At 73.3% G+C, this 21880-nt stretch carries 18 protein-coding genes, 1 tRNA gene and 1 pseudogene; 8 read left to right on the top strand and 12 right to left on the bottom strand.

From position 1 onward, the window contains the following. Positions 1-70 precede the first annotated feature (70 nt). From ACS04_RS12105 to ACS04_RS12095, 3 genes are all read right to left on the bottom strand, one after another. Positions 71-1795, bottom strand: coding sequence for a serine/threonine-protein kinase (locus ACS04_RS12105; protein WP_048476559.1), 1725 nt, complete (start codon positions 1793-1795; stop codon positions 71-73). 77 nt (positions 1796-1872) lie between these two features. Then, positions 1873-1960, bottom strand: a tRNA-Leu gene (locus tag ACS04_RS12100). A gap of 145 nt (positions 1961-2105) precedes the next feature. Further along, positions 2106-2567, bottom strand: coding sequence for a hypothetical protein (locus ACS04_RS12095; protein ID WP_048476558.1), 462 nt, complete (start codon positions 2565-2567; stop codon positions 2106-2108). A gap of 206 nt (positions 2568-2773) precedes the next feature. Here ACS04_RS12095 and ACS04_RS12090 point away from each other — a divergent pair, with 206 nt between their 5' ends. Beyond that, complete coding sequence (locus ACS04_RS12090; RefSeq protein ID WP_048476557.1) at positions 2774-3934, top strand: low temperature requirement protein A; 1161 nt, start codon at positions 2774-2776, stop codon at positions 3932-3934. Here ACS04_RS12090 and ACS04_RS12085 read toward each other — a convergent pair. Next, complete coding sequence (locus ACS04_RS12085) at positions 3918-4859, bottom strand: beta-ketoacyl-ACP synthase III (RefSeq protein ID WP_048476556.1); 942 nt, start codon at positions 4857-4859, stop codon at positions 3918-3920. The two genes, ACS04_RS12090 and ACS04_RS12085, sit on opposite strands and share 17 nt — an antisense overlap. A 223-nt stretch (positions 4860-5082) precedes the next feature. Here ACS04_RS12085 and fdhD point away from each other — a divergent pair, with 223 nt between their 5' ends. Then, positions 5083-5919, top strand: a complete 837-nt coding sequence (fdhD, locus tag ACS04_RS12080) for a formate dehydrogenase accessory sulfurtransferase FdhD (protein WP_048476555.1) — start codon at positions 5083-5085, stop codon at positions 5917-5919. Between the two features lie 53 nt (positions 5920-5972). Here the strand turns inward: fdhD and ACS04_RS12075 are convergent, their stop codons facing one another. Together ACS04_RS12075 and ACS04_RS12070 are read right to left on the bottom strand one after the other, a co-directional pair. Next, entirely contained in the window at positions 5973-6416 is a 444-nt protein-coding gene (locus tag ACS04_RS12075) for a (2Fe-2S) ferredoxin domain-containing protein (RefSeq protein WP_209441685.1), read from the bottom strand. A 9-nt stretch (positions 6417-6425) separates the two neighbouring features. Next, positions 6426-7478 (bottom strand): bile acid:sodium symporter family protein, encoded by a 1053-nt coding sequence (locus tag ACS04_RS12070; protein WP_048476554.1) that lies wholly within the window; start codon positions 7476-7478, stop codon positions 6426-6428. Positions 7479-7643: 165 nt separating this feature from the next. Between ACS04_RS12070 and ACS04_RS12065 the strand changes: the two genes are divergently transcribed. Further along, a complete protein-coding gene (locus ACS04_RS12065; protein WP_048476553.1) occupies positions 7644-8495 on the top strand; it encodes a LysR family transcriptional regulator in 852 nt (283 codons plus the stop codon). A 394-nt stretch (positions 8496-8889) separates the two neighbouring features. Here ACS04_RS12065 and ACS04_RS39250 read toward each other — a convergent pair. Then, positions 8890-9609, bottom strand: a pseudogene (locus ACS04_RS39250) (IclR family transcriptional regulator domain-containing protein); the annotation flags it as partial. A gap of 785 nt (positions 9610-10394) precedes the next feature. Next, the gene (locus ACS04_RS12055; protein ID WP_245236371.1) at positions 10395-11051 is read right to left on the bottom strand and encodes a sigma-70 family RNA polymerase sigma factor; all 657 of its coding nucleotides are present in this window, start codon (positions 11049-11051) and stop codon (positions 10395-10397) included. A gap of 489 nt (positions 11052-11540) precedes the next feature. On the opposite strand from ACS04_RS12055, the gene metG reads away from it, so the two are divergent. After that, a complete protein-coding gene (gene metG / locus ACS04_RS12050; RefSeq protein ID WP_048476552.1) occupies positions 11541-13256 on the top strand; it encodes a methionine--tRNA ligase in 1716 nt (571 codons plus the stop codon). 57 nt (positions 13257-13313) lie between these two features. Here metG and ACS04_RS12045 read toward each other — a convergent pair whose 3' ends face one another. Continuing rightward, positions 13314-14855 (bottom strand): YfcC family protein, encoded by a 1542-nt coding sequence (locus tag ACS04_RS12045; RefSeq protein WP_078864678.1) that lies wholly within the window; start codon positions 14853-14855, stop codon positions 13314-13316. A 309-nt stretch (positions 14856-15164) separates the two neighbouring features. Here ACS04_RS12045 and ACS04_RS35265 point away from each other — a divergent pair, with 309 nt between their 5' ends. Continuing rightward, positions 15165-15746, top strand: a complete 582-nt coding sequence (locus ACS04_RS35265) for a hypothetical protein (RefSeq protein WP_053080752.1) — start codon at positions 15165-15167, stop codon at positions 15744-15746. Positions 15747-15867: 121 nt separating this feature from the next. Continuing rightward, complete coding sequence (locus ACS04_RS12035; protein ID WP_048476551.1) at positions 15868-16647, top strand: bestrophin-like domain; 780 nt, start codon at positions 15868-15870, stop codon at positions 16645-16647. Positions 16648-16695: 48 nt separating this feature from the next. On the opposite strand, the gene ACS04_RS12030 is transcribed toward ACS04_RS12035, so the two are convergent. From ACS04_RS12030 to ACS04_RS12020, 3 genes are all read right to left on the bottom strand, one after another. Next, positions 16696-17883 (bottom strand): MAB_1171c family putative transporter, encoded by a 1188-nt coding sequence (locus tag ACS04_RS12030; RefSeq protein WP_048476550.1) that lies wholly within the window; start codon positions 17881-17883, stop codon positions 16696-16698. Continuing rightward, positions 17880-18437, bottom strand: a complete 558-nt coding sequence (locus tag ACS04_RS12025) for a hypothetical protein (RefSeq protein ID WP_048476549.1) — start codon at positions 18435-18437, stop codon at positions 17880-17882. The genes ACS04_RS12030 and ACS04_RS12025 overlap by 4 nt, the downstream gene beginning before the upstream one ends. 67 nt (positions 18438-18504) lie before the next feature. Further along, entirely contained in the window at positions 18505-19170 is a 666-nt protein-coding gene (locus ACS04_RS12020; protein ID WP_048476548.1) for a helix-turn-helix domain-containing protein, read from the bottom strand. A gap of 336 nt (positions 19171-19506) precedes the next feature. On the opposite strand from ACS04_RS12020, the gene ACS04_RS12015 reads away from it, so the two are divergent. Together ACS04_RS12015 and ACS04_RS12010 are read left to right on the top strand one after the other, a co-directional pair. Further along, a complete protein-coding gene (locus ACS04_RS12015) occupies positions 19507-20379 on the top strand; it encodes a helix-turn-helix domain-containing protein (protein WP_053080751.1) in 873 nt (290 codons plus the stop codon). 106 nt (positions 20380-20485) lie between these two features. Further along, the gene (locus ACS04_RS12010) at positions 20486-21841 is read left to right on the top strand and encodes a 6-phospho-beta-glucosidase (RefSeq protein ID WP_048476547.1); all 1356 of its coding nucleotides are present in this window, start codon (positions 20486-20488) and stop codon (positions 21839-21841) included. The last annotated feature ends 39 nt before the right edge of the window (positions 21842-21880 follow it).

Genomic DNA, 21880 nt, shown 5'->3' with positions numbered 1-21880 from the left:
GAACGCCGCCCCGATCCCGCGCGGGGGCGGGAGGGGGCGGCGCGCGTCCGGCAGGGCCGTGCCTCTCGGATCAGGGCGCGTCCGGGGCGAAGGTCCCCACCGGGCCCTGCGGAGCGAAGGAGTCCAGTGCCGCGTCGAAGTGGCTGCGCGCCTCCGCGAGTCGGCCGGTGGGCGCGGACACCCAGAGGTCGTACATGTGCCCGTCCTCCTGCCAGCAGACGTCGAAGGTGTGCCGGGCGCCCTCGGCGGCGGTGAAGCCGTCCCAGGTGAACTCCCACAGGGCGGCGGGCAGTCCGTTGTGCGTGGTCGGTACGACCGTGCCGTCGCGGTAGCCCGGGTTGGTGGCCGGGCCGTTCGCGTGCGAGAGCCGCATCACGGTGACCGGCCCCTCGGCTCCCGCGGGCTTCGCCTTGACGCCGATGCGGAAGGCCCCGTCCGGGGACACGTAGAAGACGCGCTGGTCGTCGGTGCTGCGCTGGAAGCCGTTCGGTACGGCGAGGCTGAAGCCCTCGGCGTCGGACACCGAGCGGTACCCGGGGGGCGCGGGCTTGGCGGCCGCGGCCGCGGGCGCCGACGTGGTACGGGCGGGCTTGGCGTCGGCGGGGGAGGGGGAGAGGGAAGGAGTGGTGGCCCGGCCCGCAGCGGACGCGGTGGTCTGCGGCGGCCGCCGTGCCGCGTCCGGCGACCGCTCGCCGAGCTGCGTGGTGACGGCCACGGCCCCGGCGACCACGGCGGCGAACAGCGCCGCGATCAGCCCGGCCCGCAAGGCCGGCCGGGTCCGGCGCGCCGGCGCGCCGGACGGTCGGGCGACGTGCTCGGTCGGGGAGTAGCCGGGGCCGCTCGCGCCCGCGCCCCCGTCCGCGCCGGGACCCGCGGTTCCGGTCCCGGTCCCGGCCCCTGGCGCGGGCCGCGGATCCGGCCCGGGCCCGCGGTCGGCCAGGGCGGGGACCCTACCGGTGCTCAGGTACGCCGACAGCAGCCGCTCGGCCTCCGCCGCGTCCATCCGCCGCTCCGGGACGCGCTCCAGCAGGCCGCGGATGACCGGGGCCAGCGGCCCGGCCTGCGCCGGCGGCCGGAACTCGGCGAACACGACGGCGTGCAGCACCCCGCCGAGCGAATCGCGGTGGAACGGCGACTTCCCGCTGAGCGCCGCGCACATCAGGACGCCGAGCGACCACAGATCGGATTCGGGTCCGGCGGCGGCGCCCTGCATGCGCTCCGGCGAGGTGTACTCGGGCGAGCCGACGAACGCGCCGGTCTCGCTGACGGTGGTGGCGCCGGCGACGCTCGCGATGCCGAAGTCCGTGAGGACCACCCGCCCGGTGTCCGCTTCCAGGAGCACGTTGGCCGGCTTCACGTCCCGGTGCAGTACCCCGCGGGCGTGCGCCGCGCGCAGGGCGCCGAGCAGGGCCAGTCCCGTCCGCGCGGTCTCGGCGGGCCCCAGCGGGCCCTCGGCGCCGAGCCGGTCGGCCAGCGAGCCGCCCTCGACGAGTTCCATGACGATGTGGGGGCGCCCGTCGTGCTCCACAACGTCGTGCACCACCACCACGTGCGGATGCCGGACCTGCGCGACGGTCCGCGCCTCCCGCAGGGCGCCCTTGGTCTCCGCGCCCCCGTCGACGTGGAGTTCCTTGACGGCGACGGGACGGCCGAGGAGTTCGTCGCCGGCCCGCCAGACGGTCCCCATGCCGCCTCGGCCCAACCGCTTCTCCAGTCGGTACCGCCCGGCGATCACGATGCTGCTGCCCGGCCCGTCGTGCGACACGTTGTTTCCCCTCCGACCCCGTGCGCCCATGATGCCGTACCGCCGGATCCGCCCCCGCGGACAGGAGCCGGAAACGCAAAAGAACCCCACCGAAGTGGGGTTCCTGCTGGTGTCCGAGGGGGGACTTGAACCCCCACGCCCGATAAAGGGCACTAGCACCTCAAGCTAGCGCGTCTGCCATTCCGCCACCCGGACCAGGTGGTCGGCCCCGGTTTCCCGCGGCGACAAGGACAACAATAGCAAAGGATCGGCGCGCCTCCGACCAGGTATTTCGAGCCGGGCCGCGCGCTGACCTGCACGCATGTCCCCGGGGCGTCGGCGAGACCCCGCGTCTCGCGCGTCAGGGGGCCGGTTCGCCGCGCTCGGCCCGCAGCCAGTCGTCGTTGTCCTGCCAGGCGTAGAGGGTGGCGCCGTCCATGTAGGCGTAGTAGAGCCCGCAGCGGGCGGTGGCCTTCCCCCGGGCGTCCGCCGGGAACCAGTCCTCCTTGAGCGCGACCTCCGGCGCCTGCGGCCGCGGTTCGGCCGTGCACCCGACCGGGAGCCGCTCGTCCGGCAGGGTCGCCTTCAGCAGGCGGTCACCACCGGTCGTCCGCATCGAGTACCGCACCGAGTCCGCCTCGTCCGCCAGCCAGCGCGGCACCGAGGCCCGGGCCGACTTCGCCTCGGCTCCCGTCGCGTACGCGTCCGACTCCTGGTGGCGGTTGCCGTACCGGTCCGCCGCCGCCGGGAGGGCGACGACGACCGCGAGCCCCACGGCCGAGACGACTGCGGCGATGATCAGGATGACGGACCTGCGGATCATGGGGCTTTCGCTTCCCTCGGCGGCTGACGGCGTGCCCTCATCCTGCGCCCCCGACCGGCGGCCGCGCGTCCTTCCGCCGGGCGGGATCCGCGTACGCCTCAGGTCGTACGTCCCCGAGGGCACCCGGATGCCGATACCCGCTGGACACCGGGGGCCGCGAGGCGGTCGGATGAGCGCCGCACGTTCGCATCCAGGGGGAGTCGCGCATGGAAACACCGCACCGCGTCAGCACGTTGGAGCTCTTCTTCGACCTCGTCTTCGTCTTCACCATCACCCAGCTGACGGTGCTGCTCGCGGACGACATCAGCTTCCGGGGCGCCGGCCAGGTACTGGTGATCTTCACCGTGCTCTTCTGGATGTACGGCGGCTACGCGCACCTGACCAACCAGGTGCCTCCCGACCGGACCGTGCGCAGGGTGCTGCTGATCCTGGCCATGGGAGCGTTCCTGGTCTGCGCGCTGGCGGTGCCGACGGCCTTCGGTGCCGGCGGGGTGGCGTTCGGGCTCGGGTACCTGTTCGTCGTCCTCGTGCACAGCGCGCTCTACACACAGGCGCACGGGTCCGGCGTGCTGTGGTTCGCCCTGCCCAACGTGCTGTGCGCGCTGGCCGTGCTGGCCGCCGGTTTCTTCGACGGGCCGCCCGCGTGGGCGCTGTGGGCGCTCGCCCTCCTGATCCAGTTCGTCGTGCCCCAGCTGGTGCAGCGGGCCGCGGCGAGCCGGGCGGAGCCCGACGAGGGGGTGACGACCGTCAGCGACCAGCTCGGCGGCATGAGCGCCGAGCACCTCGTCGAGCGGCACGGGCTGCTGCTGATCATCGTCTTCGGCGAGTCCGTCATCGCGATCGGCATCGGCACCGGCTCGCTGCCGCTGTCCGCGGGCATCGCCGGCGGCGCCTTCCTCGCGCTGGCCGTCGCGTCGGCGCTGTGGTGGATGTACTTCGTGCGCGACGAGGGCCGGGCCGAGGAGGTCTTCGCCGAGACCGCCCCGGAGAAGCGGTTCAAACTGGCGATGCTCGCGTACTACTACGCCTTCCTGCCCATGCTGCTCGGGATCGCCGCCTTCGCGGCAGGCGTCAAGAAGACCATCGGCCACCTGGGCGAGCACCTCCACACCGGGCCCGCGTTCGCCCTCGCCGGCGGGGTGGCCGTCTACCTCGCCGGCGATCTGGCCTTCCGGGCCGTGCTCGGGATCGGGCCGGCCCGGTTCCGGCTCGCGGCGCTGGTGCTCGTCCTGGCGACCGTCCCGGTGGGCACGGGTGTCGCCGGGCTCTGGCAGCTGGTGGCGCTGGTCGTCGTCCTCCTCGGGGCGCTCGGCGCCGAGGTCCGCTGGACCCCGGGGTGCCGGGCCGCGGTCACGGGCAGCGGATGACCTGGCCCGCGTACGAGAGGTTGCCGCCGAAGCCGAAGAGGAGGACCGGGGCGCCGGTGGGGACCTCTCCGCGCTGGACCAGCTTGGACAGCGCCATCGGGATGCTGGCGGCCGAGGTGTTGCCGGAGTCCACGACATCGCGGGCGACGACCGCGTTCACGGCGCCGATCTTGGCGGCGAGCGGCTCGATGATCCGCAGGTTCGCCTGGTGCAGGACGACGGCGGCCAGCTCCTCGGGAGTGATCCCGGCCTTCTCGCACACCTTGCGCGCGAGCGCCGGGAGCCGGCTGGTGGTCCAGCGGTAGACGGACTGGCCCTCCTGCGCGAAGACCGGCGGGGAGCCCTCGATGCGGACCGCGTGGCCCATCTCCGGGACCGAACCCCACAGGACCGGGCCGATGCCCGGATCCTCACAGGCCTCGACCACGGCCGCGCCCGCGCCGTCGCCGGTCAGCACGCAGGTGGTGCGGTCGGTCCAGTCGGTGATCTCGGTCATCTTGTCGGCGCCGATGACCAGGGCGCGGGTGGCCGAACCGGCCCGGATCGCGTGGTCGGCGGTGGCCAGGGCGTGGGTGAAGCCCGAACAGACGACGTTGAGGTCCATGACGGCAGGGCTGCCGCCCATGCCGAGCTTGGCCGCGACACGCGCGGCCATGTTGGGCGAGCGGTCGATCGCGGTGGAGGTGGCCACCAGGACGAGGTCGATGTCGTCGGGGGTCAGGCCGGCGCCGGCCAGGGCCTTGCCCGCGGCGTGGAAGGCCAGCTCGTCCACCGGTTCGTCGGGGCCCGCCATGTGCCGGGTCTTGATGCCGACCCGGGAGCGGATCCACTCGTCGTTGGTGTCGACCATCGCCGCGAGGTCCTCGTTGGTGATCACTTTCGCGGGCTGGTAGTGCCCTAGCGCCACCACGCGTGAACCGGTCATGGGCGGGGTTCCCCCTTGCTGCGGAAGTCAGGATCACCCAGCTTGACCTGCTACCGGTGGGTACAGGTGCACGTGACCCAACAGGATTACCGCCCCTTAATTTGGAGATTCCGGAGGATCTTCCTGCCGGGAGCGCCGTGCGGCGGCGATCCGCGAGAATGGGCTCGTCAACCGCACGAAGGAGTGCGCGACGAGAACAGAGAGAGCGGGCGGGCTGATCACCATGGGACGGGTCACCGAGCGCCGTCGCGTCATTCGGGTGCGCAACGGGGCGGCCGGGGTCCGCCCCGACACGCTGGTCGCCGAGGAGCCGCTGGAGATTCGGCTGAACGGCAAGCCGCTGGCCATCACGATGCGCACCCCCGGCGACGATTTCGCGCTGGCGGTGGGCTTCCTCGTGAGCGAGGGCGTGATCGGCGCCGCCTCGGACGTACGGGCCGTGACCTACTGCGAGGGGGCCGCGGAGGACGGCTCCAACACCTACAACGTGGTCAACGTGCAGCTCGCCCCCGGGGTCCCCGTGCCCGACATCACGCTCGAACGCAACGTCTACACCACCTCCTCCTGCGGCCTCTGCGGAAAGGCCAGCCTGGACGCGGTGCGCACGGCGACCCGCTTCCCGAACCGGCGGAGCGCGGCCGAGGACACCCTGCGGATCCCCGCGCGGCTCCTCGGCGAGCTGCCCGATCGGCTCCGGGCGGCGCAGAAGGTGTTCGACAGCACCGGCGGGCTGCACGCGGCGGGGCTGTTCTCGCCGGAGGGGGACCTGCTGGACGTACGGGAGGACGTCGGCCGGCACAATGCCGTGGACAAGATCGTGGGCCGGGCGCTCCAGGCGGGGCGCCTGCCGCTGGAGGGCTCGGTCCTGCTGGTGTCGGGCCGGGCCTCGTTCGAGCTGGCGCAGAAGGCGGTGATGGCGGGCGTACCGGTCCTGGCCGCCGTCTCGGCCCCGTCCTCGCTGGCCGTGGACCTGGCCGTGGAGTCGGAGCTGACACTGGTCGGCTTCCTGCGCGGGCCGAACATGAACATCTACGCGGGAGAGGACCGGATCACGCTGTAGCGGTCCGCCCGGCGCGGTCTGCGGCACCGGCGCCCGAGCCGCAGGTCAGCGGGTCAGCGGCTCCGCCGCCCGCGGCCCTTGGCCTTCGCCGCGGACTTGGTCCCGGCCTCGGGCTTGGGCGGGTCGATGCGGTGGAGGTCCAAGGTCGCCGGGACCGGCGTGACGCCCGGACCGCCCGACTGGGCCCACGCGATGACCTCGTCGGTCGCGGTGTCGTCCAATGCCCAGCCGAACCAGGCCGCCCGGGCGCCCCGGCGGCGGGCCTCGGTGGTGGGCTGCACCACGATCACGTTGGCCTGCGCGCACGGTCCGAGGCAGTCGCTCGTACGGACGGCCAGCCGGCCCTCCGACGCCGCCGCGGCCTCCCGCAGCCGGGCCAGCTGGCCGGCGTGGTCCGAGCCGGGGTTCTTGCGCGGGTCACCGCAGCAGCAGCCGCGGCAGACCACCAGGGTGCAGGGGCGTTCGGCGTGGGCGGCGAGCGGGCGTATCCAGGTCACCGACGCACGTTACCGGCCCTGCGGCGCCGGGTGTTGGAGCGCCGACGAGACCTCCACCACATGCCCGGCGGGCAGTTCGGCGCCCGCCCGCGGCTCGGAGTCCCCGGCCCGGCGGCGCGCCAGCACCGCGCACACCATCAGCTGCATCTGGTGGAACAGCATCAGCGGCAGCACCGCGAGGCTCGCCTGGGCCCCGAACAGCACGCCGGCCATGGGCAGTCCGGCCGCGAGGCTCTTCTTCGACCCCGCGAACTGGATCGCGATCCGGTCCGCCCGGCCGAACCCGAGCCGCTTCGCCCCGTACCAGCTGACCAGCAGCATGACGGCCAGCAGTACGGCCTCCACCGCCATCAGCGCGCCCAGCCGCGCGGCGCTGACCTGGTGCCAGACCCCGGCGACCATGCCCGCGCCGAAGGCGGTGTAGACGACGAGCAGGATCGAGCCGCGGTCGACGTACCCGAGGACCCTCTTGTTGCGGACCAGGAAGCCGCCGACCCAGCGGCGCAGCGCCTGCCCCAGCAGGAACGGCAGCAGGAGCTGGAGGGCGATCCTCAGGAGCGAGTCGGGGGAGAAGCCGCCCGCGCTCGCGCCCAGCAGGACGGCGGCGAGGAGGGGGGTGAGGACGATCCCGGCGAGGCTGGAGAAGGAGCCCGCGCAGATCGCGGCGGGCACGTTGCCGCGGGCGATCGAGGTGAAGGCGATCGAGGACTGGATGGTCGAGGGGACCAGGCACATGAAGAGCAGTCCGCTCGCGAGCGAGGGCGAAAGCAGCGTGGGGACGAGGCCGCGGGCGGCCAGGCCGAGCAGCGGGAAGAGCACGAAGGTGCAGGCCAGCACGGTGAGGTGGAGCCGCCAGTGGCGCAGGCCGTCCAGCGCCTCCCGGGTGGAGAGCCGGGCGCCGTAGAGGAAGAAGAGCAGGACGACGGCCCCGGTGGACGCCGCCTCGGCGACGGAGGCGGCCGGACCGCGCGCCGGGAGCAGGGCGGCGAGGCCCACGGTGGCGAGCAGGGCCAGGACCCACGGGTCCAGGGGCAGCCGGGCGGGTGTCTGCGGGCGGCGCATGTACGGAGCTCTCCGGTCGGTGGGTCGGTGGGTCGGTGGGTGGTGGGTGGCGCGGCTGGGGCCCCCTCATCGTCACGGGTGGGCCGGTCATCGGGAAACCCGCACACCGCACTGACTGTCATCTCGTTGCGTGATGACGGTGCCACCATGGGAGGCATGGGAGCCATGTACGACCCGGTGCAGCTGCGCACGTTCCTCACCGTGGCGCAGACGCTGAGCTTCACGCAGGCCGCGGGCCGGCTGGGCGTGCGGCAGTCCACGGTCAGCCAGCACGTGCGGAGGCTGGAGGAGGCGACGGGCCGGCCGCTCTTCCTGCGGGACACGCACAGCGTGGAGCTGACGGAGGACGGCGAGGCGCTGCTGGGCTTCGCCCGGACCATCCTGGAGGCCCACGAGAGGGCGGCGGCCTACTTCACCGGGACGCGGCTCCGCGGGCGGCTGCGGTTCGGGGCCTCGGAGGACTTCGTGCTGACCCGGCTGCCGGAGATCCTGGAGGGCTTCCGCCACGAGCACCCCGAGGTGGACCTGGAGCTGTCGGTCGAGCTGTCCGGGACGCTGCACGAGCGGCTCGACGCCGGGCGGCTCGACCTCGTGCTGGCCAAGCGGCGCGGGCCGGGGGACGAGCGGGGCCGGCTGGTGTGGCGCGACCGGATGGTGTGGATCGGGGCGGAGGGGCTGCGGGTGGATCCGGACCGGCCCGTGCCGCTGATCGTCTTCCCGCCGCCGGGGATCACCCGGGCCCGGGCGCTGGAGGTGCTGGAGCGGGACGGACGCGGCTGGCGGATCGCCTGTACGAGCGGCAGCCTGAGCGGGCTGGTCGCGGCGGCCCGGGCCGGGCTCGGCGTGATGGCCCACACCCGGGGGCTCATCCCGCCCGGGCTGGTCCGGGTGGCAGGGTTGCCGGAGCTCGGGCCGGTGGAGTTCGCGCTGCTGCGCGGCGGACGCGGCTCTCCGGCCGCGGAAGCCCTGGCCTCGGCGATCCTCTCCGGCGCGGACCGCCTGACCCGCCCCGCCTGACCGCCGGCCGAGGCGAGTGGGGCGGGTGCGGCGGGTCAGGCATGGCGGCGCTCACGCGCTCAAGCGCTCACCTGCCCAGAACCACCAGACCCTCCGCCGTGGGGAGGGTGCCCGGGGTCAGCGGGGCGAAGGTGACCGGGAGGGACAGGCGGGGCTCCTCGGACTCGGGGAGGGGGTCGAAGAAGTACGCCGCCTCCGACGCGGCGTCGCTGACCAGGTGGGGGTCGGCCGGTGAGGCGGTCGAGCGGGCCAGCGGGGTGCGGAACAGCATGCGCAGGTGGCGCAAAGTCTCCGGGGTGAGCCGCGAGGGCCGCGGCGAGGACGCCATATCCGCAGCGTCCGGGGCATCCGCGGCGTCCGGGGATGGCGGTGCGTCCGGCGGGATCGCCCCCGACAGCAGCAGAGCCAGGAGCACCGGGACCGCCTTGCGCCGCAGGGCTCCGGTCGCCTCGCGCAGCCGGTGGGCGTGGCGCGCGGGCAGCGACAGCGCGAGGCTGCCCGCGGCGTCCCCGGCCGCGATCGGCACCGCCGAGCAGACCACGCCGGGGGAGTACTCGCGCAGGTCGAAGACCGGAGCCCCCGGAGCCACCGCGTCCAAGGCGTCGAACAGCGCCCGGCTGTCGGTGATCGTCCGGGGGGTGAGCCGGGCCGGCCGGTGCCGGGCGACGTGGTCGCGGCGCCGGTCCGCGTCGAGCTGCGTCAGCAGGCACTTGCCGACCGCGCTGGCGTGCGCGGCCGCCTTGAAGTCCACCCACTCCCGCACCGGCGGGGCCCCCGGCCCGTCCGCCATCTGGGTGATCCTGACCTCCCCCTCGGCGTACCGGCTCAGGTACACCGCCGCGCCCGCGCTGTCGCGGGCCAGGGCCAGGGTGCGCTGGAGCTGGCCCGCCAGCCCCCCTCCGCCGGGGGCGCCGAGCCGGTCGAGGGCGGGCCCGCGCGCGTAGACGCCCGCGCCGGGCCGGTACGCGTACTCCTCCTCGCACAGCATCGCCAGCAGCGGCCGCAGCTCCGCTTCGGCCAGGCCGGACTCCCGCCGCAGCTGGGCGGCCCGCACCCCCAGCGGATGCCGTTCCAGTACCCGTACGACGGCCAGCGCGCGCCGCGCCTGCGCCAGCGCCTCGCTCGTGCCCGGCGGACGGACGACACCGGCCGCCGGGGTCTTGCGCCGCCGCGCCGCGATCGCCGCCGGCTCAGGCTCCGCCGCGGCCGGCGGCTTCGGACGGAACGCGGCGAGCACCGAGGGCAGCCCCGGCCTCGGCAGCGGCACCGGGCCCAGATCGGCGTCGTCCAGCTGGTCGACGTACCGCAGCACGGTCGCCTGCGCGCACAGCCGCACCTCGCGCAGGTCCCGCCGGCCGCCCGGCCGGAAGCCCCGGCGGCCCAGCTCGCGCGCCCAGAACCGGGCGTCGTGGTGTTCGCCGCGCCGGGAGTGGTCGAGGAAGAGGCAGTACGCGGCCGAAGCGGTGCGCGCCCGTCCCGAACCGGCGGCGAACTGCCACCAGAAGCGCGCGCCCTCGCGCAGCCCGGCCAGGTGCAGCAGGCAGCCGAAGACCACGGCCCCGGCCAGGTCCGAGTGGCCGCCCTCCGGATCGGTGAAGGCGGTGAGCTGTGCCTGCGCCTTCGGGGCGCAGACGGCGGCCAGGCAGAGGGCCTTGAGGTCGCGCCGGGCGCGTTCGGAGTCGAGCGGGATGTCCCGCGCCGGATCGCTCCACCCGTACGAGGCCCGGCGCCGGGAGGGGGAGGCGGCGGACCGTCCCCGGGAGCCGCGCAGCAGGCGGGCCTCGGCCGCGCCGAGGTCGTAGTGCGGATAGCGGTCGCGGACGCCGGCCCGGGTCAGGAACTCGGCGAGGGAACGGCGGCCGGCCTCGCCGCCGCGTTCCTCCTTGCCCTCGCGGCGCCTCATGACTCGGGTGATTCGGACTCGGGTTCGGACTCGGGTGATGCGGCCGGGTGGGCCGGGCCGGCCGGGTGGGCGCGGGCCGCCGGGTCGGCCGGTTCGGCGGAGGCGTCGAGCAGGCGCGCGAGCCGCCGGTGGGCCTGGCCGAGCTGCGAGCGGACGGTGGCCTCGTCCACGCCCATCACGGACGCGGCCTCCCCGGGGGTGCACTGGAGCCCGTAGCGCAGCAGCACGGCGTCGCGCTGGCGCTCGGCGAGCCGGGAGACGGCGGAGTAGAAGCGGATCGTGTCCGTCAGCACCTCGCACTGCTGATCGGCGCGGGCCTCCCTCAGGGCGGCCTCGAAGGCGCTGATGTCCATGGGTTCGGGGGCGGCGGGCCGGGGTGAGGAGGGACCGGGCGGCCAGGCGTCGTCCGCGCCGCGCCGCTGCTGCCGGTCGACCAGGCGCTGCTTGAGGATGGTCCAGGCGTAGGCGTCGAGCCGGTCCATGTGGAGCATGCGCAACCACTCGTTCATGATCGAGTCGAAGGTGGCGTCCACCGCGTCCTCGGCCGCCGCGTCGGACCCCAGCTGCAGGTACGCGAAGCGCATGTACGACGGGCGCCGGTCCGCGTGGAAGGCCCAGTACGACAGGCGTGCCGTCGGGTTCCACTGGCTCATGGGCGTCGGCCGCCGCCGTCGGCTGGGCAGGGGCATTCCCACCGCCCTGCCGGGCTCCTCCGGTCCGCCATCGCTCACCGTTCCACCTCACCTCGTCCCCTGTGCGCGGACAGCCTGACAGCGCGGGCGCACCGGGGGAGCGCAAAAGGGAGACGTCGAGGGATTACGTTCGGTGATGATCGGCGGATGACCGACTTCGATCACGCGCGCGCCCGGTCCTTGCGTACGCATATGCCGGTGCCAAGCCGGGCCGCCGTGCACCGGCGCACGCCCGGCGGACCGGTGTCCGCGGTGATCCGCTCCGGCTGTAGCATGGGCCCCTGGCGAGGGCCGTGACGCAGAGGTCACCACCCTCGCTTTTGCGTTACGCCCACCGACGTCCACCCCCCGAAAATGCGGCACGTGGCCTTTCGGCGGTTCGATACGATGAACCGCATCACAATCCGTCACGCACGTTGTCACCGCACAGATGAAATGGAGCATCCGAGGATGGCTCGACACCTGATCACCAGCGCGCTTCCCTACATCAACGGGATCAAGCACCTGGGCAACATGGTCGGGTCGATGCTTCCGGCGGATGTGTACTCCCGGTACCTCCGCCAGCGCGGCCACGACGTCCTGTACATCTGCGCCACCGACGAGCACGGCACCCCCGCCGAGCTCGCCGCGAAGGAGGCCGGCCTCTCGGTCGCCGAGTTCTGCGCGCAGGCCCACGACGCCCAGAAGGCGATCTACGACGGCTTCGAGCTCTCGTTCGACCACTTCGGCCGCAGCTCCTCGGCGCAGAACCGGGAGATCACCCAGCACTTCGCGCGTCAGCTCCAGGCCAACGGGTTCATCGAGGAGCGCGCCATCCGGCAGGTGTACTCGCCGGTCGACGGCCGCTTCCTGCCGGACCGCTACGTCGAGGGCACCTGCCCGCACTGCGGCTACGACAAGGCCCGCGGCGACCAGTGCGAGAACTGCACCCGCGTCCTGGACCCCACGGACCTGATCGAGCCCCGCTCGGCGATCTCCGGCTCCACCGAGCTGGAGGTCCGCGAGACCAAGCACCTCTTCCTCCTCCAGTCCAAGCTCCAGGTCGAGGTGGAGGCCTGGGTGGCCGAGCACGAGGAGGAGTGGCCGCAGCTGGCCTCCTCCATCGCCCGCAAGTGGCTGACCGAGGGCCTGCACGACCGCGCCATCACCCGCGACCTGGACTGGGGCGTGCCGGTACCGGCCGACACCTGGCCCGAACTGGCCGCCGAGGGCAAGGTCTTCTACGTCTGGTTCGACGCGCCGATCGAGTACATCGCCTCCACCAAGGAGTGGGCGGACGCCGCCCCGGCCGACCGCGACTACAAGGCGTGGTGGTACGAGGCCGAGGACGTGCGCTACACGCAGTTCATGGCCAAGGACAACGTCCCGTTCCACACGGTGATGTTCCCGGCCACCGAGATCGGCACCCGCGAGCCGTGGAAGAAGGTCGACTACGTCAAGGCCTTCAACTGGCTGACGTACTACGGCGGCAAGTTCTCCACCTCGCAGAAGCGCGGCGTCTTCACCGACCAGGCGCTGGAGATCCTCCCCGCCGACTTCTGGCGCTACTTCCTCATCGCCAACGCCCCCGAGTCCGACGACTCCTCCTTCACCTGGGAGCACTTCACCACCACGGTCAACAAGGACCTCGGCGGCACCCTCGGCAACTTCGTCAACCGCGTGCTGACCTTCTCCCGCAAGAAGTTCGGCGACGAGGTCCCGGCGGGCAGCCCGGCCGGCGAGGCCGAGGCCAAGCTGGGCGAGCAGATCGCCGGACTGCTGGCCGAGTACGAGGGCCACATGGACTCCCTCCAGTACCGCAAGGCCGCGGCCGCGCTGCGCGCCCTGTGGTCGGCCGGCAACGCCTACCTCGACGAGAAGGCGCCCTGGCTGGAGGTCAAGACCGACCTGGACGGCGCGGCGCTCACCCTGCGCACCGCCATGAACCTGATCCACCTCTACTCGGTGGTCTCGGAACCCTTCATCCCGGCCTCGGCGCGCACCATGCGCTCCTCGTTCGCGCTGGCCGACGACACCGCGACGTGGATCAGCCCGGAGCAGGCCAGGTCCCTGGACACGGTCCCGGCCGGCACGGCGTTCACCGTGCCGCCGGTGCTCTTCGCGCGCATCGCCGAGGAGGACCTCCAGTCCTACCGCGAGCGCTTCGGCGGCACCGAGACCGCCTGATCCCCGCCCACCCGGGCCGTACGAAGGGGCGCGACCTCCACAGGTCGCGCCCCTTCGTCAGATCGTGGCGCCCAGAACCAGGAACCCGCAGATCAGGACCAGCAGGACGGCCAGCAGCGGCCAGACGAAGCGCAGGTACGTGTCGTAGCCGACCTTGGCCAGCGCCACGCCGCCGATCGTCACGGCCGTGGTCGGGACCCAGAGGTTCATCCAGCCGCTCGCCGCCTGCCAGGCCGTGACCACCACCGCCCGTGAGACCCCCGCGAAGTCCGCGAGCGGGGCCAGGATGGGCATGGCCAGCGTGGCGTGGCCGGAGGTGGAGGGGATCAGGAAGGCGAGCGGGAGGTTCACCAGGAACACGATCACCGCGAACAGCCCGGAGGAGGTGCCCTTGACCGCCCCCTCGATGGAGTGCAGGACCGTGTCCGTGATCTGCGCGTTGTTCATGATGACGGTGACCCCGCGCGCCAGCATGATGACCAGCGCGGGAGAGATGAAGTCGGCGGCGCCCTGGATGATCGTGGAGCTGAGCTTCGCCTCCCCCAACCGCGCCACCAGGCCCACCAGCACCGCCGCGCACATGAACAGGGCGGCCAGCTGCGGGAACGACCAGTCCGGTTCCCAGGGGTAGGGGGTGGCGTCCGCCTCGCCCGTCAGCGCACTGGACCAGGGCACCACCGAGAAGATCATGAAGGCGAAGACGAGGGCGACCAGGACCAGCACCGTCTTGTGCAGGCGGGTCAGTTCCGGCTCCACCACGTCCGCCCCGGTCGCCTTCCGCTCCCGGTCGCCCGGCAGGAAACCGCACAGGGACTTCGCCGGATCCCTCTGCACGCGCCGCGCGTACCGCACGACGTAGAGGATCGTGACGGGGGTCAGCACCATCCACATCGCGAAGCGCAGCGCGATGCCGTCGCCCAGCGAGATGCCGGCGGCCGAGGAGGCCACACCGGTGGCGAAGGGGTTCACCGTCGAGCACAGCACCCCGATACCCGCGCCCAGGATCGCGCAGCCGGCGGCGACCAGCCGGTCGTAGCCCAGGGCCAGCATCATCGGCACCAGCAGCCCGTAGAAGCCGAGGGTCTCCTCCGCGAAGCCCTCCACGGTGCCGAGGACCGAGAAGGCCAGCATCACGGCGGCGATCAGCAGCGCGCCCCGGTCGCGCAGCCGGTGGGCGAGGAGGGCGATGCCGCGGTCGAGCGCGCCGGTGGCGAAGACGACCGTGATGAACGCGCCCATGGCGAGGACGAAGAGGAACACGCCCGCGCTGCCGTAGAGGGACCCGGTCAGGCTCGGACCGACCTCGTGGGTCCTGAGGTCCTGGATCCCGTACAGGCCGTTGACGGGGGAGAGGAACAGGTCGTTCAGGCGGTCGGTGAAGCTCTGCGTCCCCTCGACCCGGTGGTAGGTGCCGGAGAGGGGCGCGCCGTCGGCGTCGCGGTCGTACCGCCCGGCCGGGATGAGGAAGGCCAGCGCCCAGATCGCGACGGTGACCAGGGCCAGGACCGTCAGCGCGCTCGGGAAGGCGAACTTCTTCGCCGGCGGTGGCTCCTCGTCGTCCTTCTCGGGGACCGGGGGCGCGATGGGCGGCGTCGTCACCGAGAACCTCCCTCTCGTCCGGGGCGGTCCCCTGCCGGGTCCCCTTACGGGCACGGCCGAGCCGCGGCTGCACTGCTCCGATCATGGGGCGGGGGAGCGGCGGGTGCGGTGGCGGCATGGGCCGGGTGGGTGAACGGTCCCGTGGGGCGCGGCCGGTGCGGCATCCATGGCACGAGCGGGCGCTGCGCGGTTTCGGCGCCGGTGGCTTGAAGTAGCCCCTGCGTCGAGGATCTTGACGCGTCTGCGGCGTATCGAAGCGCCGTTGTGATCGTTTCTTCAGCCGAAACCCTCACAACGGGAGGACGCGCGGTGACGGCTTGGCAGTACCTCGCCGGAGCGGGCATGGTGGCGGCACTCTGCCCGCTGTACGGCCACGTGGCGGTCGCGGACGACGGCACGGGCCCCGAGCCCCTGCGCGGCCACGGGGCCCGGCTCGACGTCTGTGTCCGCGGCGGGCAGCCGCGCCCGGCCGCCGCGGTGCCCCCGGCCGCGGCGGCGCCCGCCGTGCGGCCCCCGGTGCGGATCCCCGTGCCGGGCGCCGAGCGGCCGACCGTCCACCACCCGGGGCGGGGGCCGGCGCCGGGCGCCGCGGCCCCCGCGGCTCCCGCCCCGACGGCGAAGGCCGAGGCCGGGGAGGCGGAGCCCGCGCCGCCCGCGCCGGAGCCCGCGGTCGTCGCGGAGCCCGCGCCGGCCACGACGCCCGCCCCGCCCCGGGCCGCAGCCGTGGCCGCGCCCGGGGGCTCCTTCCACGTGCGCCCGTACCACTCGATCGCCCTGGAGCGGCGCACCCCGGGCGGGATGTCCACCGTGATGCTCATGGTCGTCGTCACCACCCCGGCCGTCCTCGCCGCCGCCGCGCTGCGGCCGCGCTCCAAGAGCGGCCGCGGCTGATCCCCGGCGCCCCACCCGGTCCACCTGATGCACCCCGGGCCACCTGTTCCGCCCGGTCCACCTGATCCAACCGGTCGACCTGATCCACCTGATCCACCGAACCGTCAACGGGAGAACCCTCGTGTCCGAATGGCTGGTCCTGGCCGTCGCCATGGCGCTCGTCTGCGCCCTCGTCCTCGCCTTCACCGCGCTCCGGCACCGCCGGGTCGCGGAGGACGAGGACACCAGCGAAACCCCCGACGTCATCGAGTACATGACGATGATGGTGGGCGTGGTCTACGCGATCGTGCTCGGCCTGGCCATCGCCGGCGTCTGGGAGGCGCGCGGCGCCGCCGAGGACAGCGTGCGCCGCGAGGCCCAGTCGCTGTACGAGGTCACCCAGCGCGCCGACGTCTACCCGGCCCCCGTCCGCGACCGCATCCGCGGCGAGGTGGACGCGTACGTCTCCCACACCGTCGCCGTGGACTGGCCGCTGCTCACCTCGGGCCGGGGCGCCTCGGCCGAGGGTGCCGACCTGCTCGGCAAGCTGCGCACCGACGTCACCCACCAGAGCCCCGCGAACGAACTCCAGGCGCAGGCCTACCAGCCGCTGCTGGACCACATCGCGGCCGCCGACGACGCCCGGCACTCGCGCATGCAGGCCGACGAGTCGACCCTGCCGGGCGTGGTGTGGTTCGGGCTGCTGGTCGGCGGGGTGGTCACGGTGGGGCTGATCTTCACCCTGCAGATCCGCCGTTCCGGGCGGGAGCTGCTGCTGGCGGGGCTGTTCAGCGCACTGATCGTGTTCCTGCTGTTCATGGTGTGGAGCTTCGACGCGCCTTACGGCCGGGAGGGGATCGACTCCGCCGGCCCGTTCCAGGACCTGTTCCCGAAGGTGGCGCTGGCCGCGGCCCAGCACTGACCCGCCGGAGCGCGGGCGGGCCGGCTCAGACCGGCCGGGCGGGCCGGCTCAGGCCGGCCCGCTCCCCGACAGGGCCACATGCCGGCGGACGGCCGCCACCACGGGCGAATGCCGCAGCGCGTGCGAGATGCGTACGAGGTCGCGCGGCCCCCCGAGGGTGTCGAGCACGCTCTCCTCGCTCGCCCCGATGACCGCGCCCTCGGGGTCCGCCGAGCGGGCCTGGACGGCGGCCGCGACCATGGCCGCGTCGGCGACCGCCCGGGCCGTCTCCTCCTCCGCCCCCGCCGCGCGGGCCCGCTCGTACGCGTCCTCGCGGCGGGCCGGGTCGAAGTACGGGCCGAGGTGCAGGAATCCGTCGTGGATGTCGGACTCGCGCTGGATCACCCGCAGTTCCGCCGGGGCCCACCAGGACATCCGCACGACGTGCGTACCGCCGGGGGCGCCGATCTGCACCTCGTGCCAGAGCGCGCCCAGGCGGCGGTACGTCGTCCAGGTCTGCCAGCTGTCGGACAGCCGCTGGCACAGCAGGGGCAGGACGAAGCCGATCGCGCTGATCAGCGCGCCGACGGAGGCGAGCGGCGGGGCGACGTACGTGCTCAGGTCGTCGAGGTCGTGGCCGGCCCAGCGGGCGACGACCGCGGAGATCTTGGTGGCGTCGTAGCTGAGGTTGAAGACGTAGCCCGAGACGATGATCATCAGGCCGATCCGCAGCCAGCCGTGCACCTGGAGGGACCAGCGCCAGCACATGGCCACCATCACGACGGCCGCCACGAGGTGCGCCGTCAGGTAGAGGGCGATCATCTGCTGGATGTACGGGGTGTTGGCGTAGAACGTGTCGAAGTCCCGCAGCCGTTCGACGGGGGTGTCGCCGAGGGCGAAGAGGACCACCAGCACCACGACGACGGCGGCGTAGCCGGTCATCCAGCGGCGCGAGATGCGCCGGGTCTCCTCGGGAGGGCCGCCGCGCCAGTTCACGATCAGGACCAGGCAGGCGGCGCTGAAGAGGGTGATCAGGCAGTAGACGAGCGGGGCGGAGAAGTTGGTGACGCCGGTCCACCCGTTGACCGCTTCGATGGTGGGCGGGGCGGCGAAGGTGAACACCGACCCGGCCAGGACCAGCAGGGCGCAGACCGACCGCAGGAGCGGATCGCGCCAGTTGTGCCGTAGCGCCGGCAGCTTGAAGGCGAGTGAGACCGCCAGGGCGGCTGCCGGTATGTAGTAGTCCTGGCCGTTCAACGGTCGTTCCTGTGCCCCCGGTATCCGAGCGAGGCCTCGATGCGGCCCGCCAACTGATCACGCTGTGCGGGCGCCCGATGACTCCCGGACCCGGCGAGCCAGGTCCGACACCTGCTGCCCAGCAGTAAACCGAACGTCTCCGCCTCGGTCTCCTCCGAGACGTCGGCGCGCGTGCGCGCGGCGACGCTGCGGACGGTCTCGCCGAGGTCGGCCCCGTCGGACAGCAGCCGGGCGGCGACGGCGGCGCCGTCGACGTGGTGGCTGCAGTGGCCGGCCTTCATGTGCCACAGCTCGTGGCCCAGGATGACCAGCTGGTGGTCGGGTGCCGTGCGTTCCTCGATGACCACCAGATCGCGGTCCGCCATGTCGAGCCACAGGCCGCTGGCCGTCCCCGGCGGGAACGAGGCCATCCGGAAGTCCACCCGGCGGCCGCGGTGCTTGCTCATGCCCTCGCAGAGGGCGGCGTAGAGGTCCACGGGTTCCACGGGCGCGGTCAGCCGGAGCCCGGCCACCAGTTCGCCGCACAACCGGCGCTGCTCTCTGCCTATGCTCACCGTTCTCCCCGTCGGCGCGGATCCGGATCAGGACTCAAGGATCAGACCCAGACTCTCGACCGGGTCATCATTCATTCGGTTTGACGCTTTCGAGAAGCATGTCCAGCCACTCGGTCACCTTGTCCCGGTGTTTGTCGCTGGGCAGTTGGGCCGCGCGCCAGGCGATGCCGCGGACACCGTGGTTCTGCAGGAGTCTTGCCAGCGGATCGCCGGTCGAAGCGGCCGGGGCGGGTACGGTTTCGCGCGCGCGGACCGCGTAGTCCTGGAGCAGCTGCTGTTCGGTCCGCTGGAGGGCGTCGGTGAGGGCTTCGGCGTCGTGCGCGGTGAGGAAGCCGGCGTGGACGCCGAAGAAGCGCTGGATGGCGTCGCAGTGCTCCATGGTGGGCCGGCGGTCGCCGTTGATCAGGGCGCCCGCCTGCTGGCGCGACATGCCGGCGCCGTCCGCGATCTCCTGCTGCGTGTAGCGGCGCCCGTTGGGTTTCAGCCGGGTGCGCCGGAGCAGGTCGAGGCGCTGGAGGAAGCGCGTCTGCAGGCAGGGTTCGACGGCGGTCCGGCCGTCGAGCAGGGCCCGGATCACGTCGGTGGGGACGCCGGAGGCCTCGGACAGGCGGCGCAGGTCGAAGACCTTGTTCAGGTCGCGGCCCATCTTGCCCGCGAGTTCGGCGACGCGCGTGACGGTGGCTGCCAGGGGCGCGTTGGCCACCGCGACGGGAGCCGGGAAGCCGTCTGTCACCAGTGGTTCTCCTAGATCGCGGCGGGGTCGGTTCGGGCACATGGTCGGCTTTTGGAATCTAGCCGAGGAGCTGCCGCAGGGCCAGAACTTGCCACAGCTGTGGCGGGAATGAGCTGTCAGGAGGCTGGAATTGCCACGATAGTTGACACTCGAATGAAGTCGGTAGCAGGATCGCCAGAGGTAATTGAAGATCCAGACCGTGAAGAGGGGGAGCTCTCGGTGCCACATCTCGCAGCGGTGGGCCCGTCCGACGGACTCGCCCGAGTCGTTGAGGAGCGCCTTGCGGGCGAAGAGTCCGCACGTGGCGCAGTGCGGTCGGAGCGACGCAAGGAGATTTTGCGCCAGCGGCGCGAGGAACTGGGCCTGAGCCAGGAGGACCTCGCCGCCCGGCTGCGCATCAGCGTCCGCGCCTACGGCAACTGGGAACGCGGTCTGGTCAAGGAGTGGACGGACCGCAAACTGCTCGCCCTGGCCGAGGCCTTGGAGATGGGCGAGCGGCAGTGCTTCTGGCTCTTCCGCGTCATGGTCGACCGCGACCCGCCGCCCACCTGGCGGGCGGCCGAGGAGAGCCGGCTGCCCCAGGACCCCGCCCAGCGCGACTACCTGTGCGACTACGCGGCGCTCATGGAGGCCGTGCCCTACCCGAGCTTCCTCGTGGACCACCGCTGGGACGTGGCGCTCACCAACTCGGCCTTCGACAAGCTCTTCCAGTCGGTGCGCCCCCACCCGACCGCGCTGCCGGACGACAACTTCCTGCGCTTCGTGCTGTTCCACCCGGACGCCGCCGCCGTGCTGGAGGACCACGAACCGTCCTGGTGCGTACCCCTGTTGGCCCAGTTCACCGCCGCGCTCGCCGCGGCGCCGGAGGACGAGGGCCTCGTCAGCATCCGCCAGGAGGTGGCCCGCGACCCCTTCATGGAGGCGGCCTACCGCTACGGGGTGCCGCACTGGCTGAGCACCCACGGGGCGGACGCCGCCGAACGCGACGGGGCCGTGCGGACCGTCCGCCACTGGGACCCGCGCTGGGGGCACGTACGCTGCCGGCTCGTGGCCGAATCCAGCCGGATGCTCGACGGGATGGGCCTCACCCGGATCACGATGATCCTGTCCATGCCGCAGGGCGCGGCGACGGGTCCGGTCCCCGGCGGCGAGGCCGCACCCCTCCACCAGGGACCCCGGCTGCGCGCCGTGCCGTCGCTGGACCAGTAGCCCGGCGGGGGACACTGGAGCCTCCATCACGGGTCGATCCCGTGTCGCGGAACCGGACGTCACGGATCGTGGCACCGGTCGTGGCGCGGGCGAAGGGCGGTAGGGCGTGCGGCTGACCATCCTCGGCGGGGGCGGATTCCGGGTACCGCTCGTCTACGGCGCACTCCTCGGCGACCATGCCGAGGGCCGGGTCTCCCACGTGACCCTGTACGACGAGGATCCCGCCCGGCTCGGTGCCATGGCCCGGGTGCTCGCCGACCAGGCGGCCGCCTCCGGGGTGCCCGACGCCCCGGCTGTCACCGCCACCGCCGACCTCGACGAGGCCCTGCGCGGGGCCGACTTCGTCTTCTCCGCCATCCGCGTCGGCGGGCTCGAAGGTCGGGCCGCCGACGAGCGGGTCGCGCTGGCCGAGGGCGTGCTGGGCCAGGAGACGGTCGGCGCGGGCGGGATCGCGTACGGCCTGCGGACCGTGCCGGTCGCCCGGGAGATCGCCCGCAGGGTGGCCCGTACCGCCCCCGAGGCCTGGGTCATCAACTTCACCAACCCGGCCGGACTGGTCACCGAGGCCATGGCCGAGGAGCTCGGCGACCGGGTGATCGGCATCTGCGATTCCCCCGTGGGGCTCGGCCGGCGCCTCGCCCGACTGCTGGGCGCCCGGCCCGAGGAGGCCTGGATCGACTACGTCGGCCTCAACCACCTGGGCTGGGTCCGCGGGCTGCGCATCGCGGGCCGTGACGAACTGCCCCGGCTGCTGGCCGACACCGCGGCGCTGGAGTCCTTCGAGGAGGGCCGGCTCTTCGGGGCCGAGTGGCTGCGCTCGCTCGGCGCGATCCCCAACGAGTACCTGCACTACTACTACTTCAACCGCGACACCGTGCGGGCGTACACGCAGGCCGAGCAGACCCGCGGCGCCTTCCTGCGCGACCAGCAGCGCGGGTTCTACGCCGAGGCGGGCCGCGCGGAGCAGCCGCCCGGAGCGGCGCTGGCCGCCTGGGACCGCACCCGGGCCGAGCGGGAGGCCACGTACATGGCCGAGAACCGCGAGGCGGCCGGCACGGGCGAGCGCGACGCGAGCGATCTGGAGTCCGGCGGCTACGAGAAGGTGGCGCTCGCGCTGATGCGGGCCATCGCGCGCGACGAGCGGGCCACGCTGATCCTCAACGTCCGAAACCGCGGCGTGCTGTCCGTGCTGGACGCGCGGGCGGTCATCGAAGTGCCCTGCCTGGTCGACGCGAACGGCGCGCACCCGGTTGCCGTGGACCCGCTGCCGCTGCACGCGGTGGGCCTGGTGACCTCCGTCAAGGCGGTCGAGCGGGAGGTCCTCGCGGCCGCCGCGAGCGGCTCCCGCGCGGACGCCGTCAAGGCCTTCGCGCTGCACCCGCTGGTGGACTCGGTCGCGGTGGCCCGGCGGCTGGTGGAGGGGTACGCGGCCGCGCATCCCGGCCTCGCCCACCTGCGCTGATCCCGGCCCGGCCGGGTCACGCGGTCGCCCGTGGGTCGC

It is taken from the genome of Streptomyces roseus (assembly GCF_001044425.1).
In the GTDB taxonomy this organism is placed as follows: domain Bacteria; phylum Actinomycetota; class Actinomycetes; order Streptomycetales; family Streptomycetaceae; genus Streptomyces; species Streptomyces roseus.
The sequence above is the reverse complement of the archived record's forward strand: the minus strand, read 5'-3'. Positions and strand labels throughout refer to the sequence as shown.

Excerpts from the sequence above, each read along its gene's own strand:
- ACS04_RS12105 (WP_048476559.1), bottom strand. The coding sequence starts at position 1,795 with ATGGGCGCACGGGGTCGGAGGGGAAACAACGTGTCGCACGACGGGCCG.
- ACS04_RS12095 (WP_048476558.1), bottom strand. The coding sequence starts at position 2,567 with ATGATCCGCAGGTCCGTCATCCTGATCATCGCCGCAGTCGTCTCGGCC.
- ACS04_RS12090 (WP_048476557.1), top strand. The coding sequence starts at position 2,774 with ATGGAAACACCGCACCGCGTCAGCACGTTGGAGCTCTTCTTCGACCTC.
- ACS04_RS12085 (WP_048476556.1), bottom strand. The coding sequence starts at position 4,859 with ATGACCGGTTCACGCGTGGTGGCGCTAGGGCACTACCAGCCCGCGAAA.
- fdhD (WP_048476555.1), top strand. The coding sequence starts at position 5,083 with ATGGGACGGGTCACCGAGCGCCGTCGCGTCATTCGGGTGCGCAACGGG.
- ACS04_RS12070 (WP_048476554.1), bottom strand. The coding sequence starts at position 7,478 with ATGCGCCGCCCGCAGACACCCGCCCGGCTGCCCCTGGACCCGTGGGTC.
- ACS04_RS12065 (WP_048476553.1), top strand. The coding sequence starts at position 7,644 with ATGTACGACCCGGTGCAGCTGCGCACGTTCCTCACCGTGGCGCAGACG.
- ACS04_RS12055 (WP_245236371.1), bottom strand. The coding sequence starts at position 11,051 with ATGAGCCAGTGGAACCCGACGGCACGCCTGTCGTACTGGGCCTTCCAC.
- metG (WP_048476552.1), top strand. The coding sequence starts at position 11,541 with ATGGCTCGACACCTGATCACCAGCGCGCTTCCCTACATCAACGGGATC.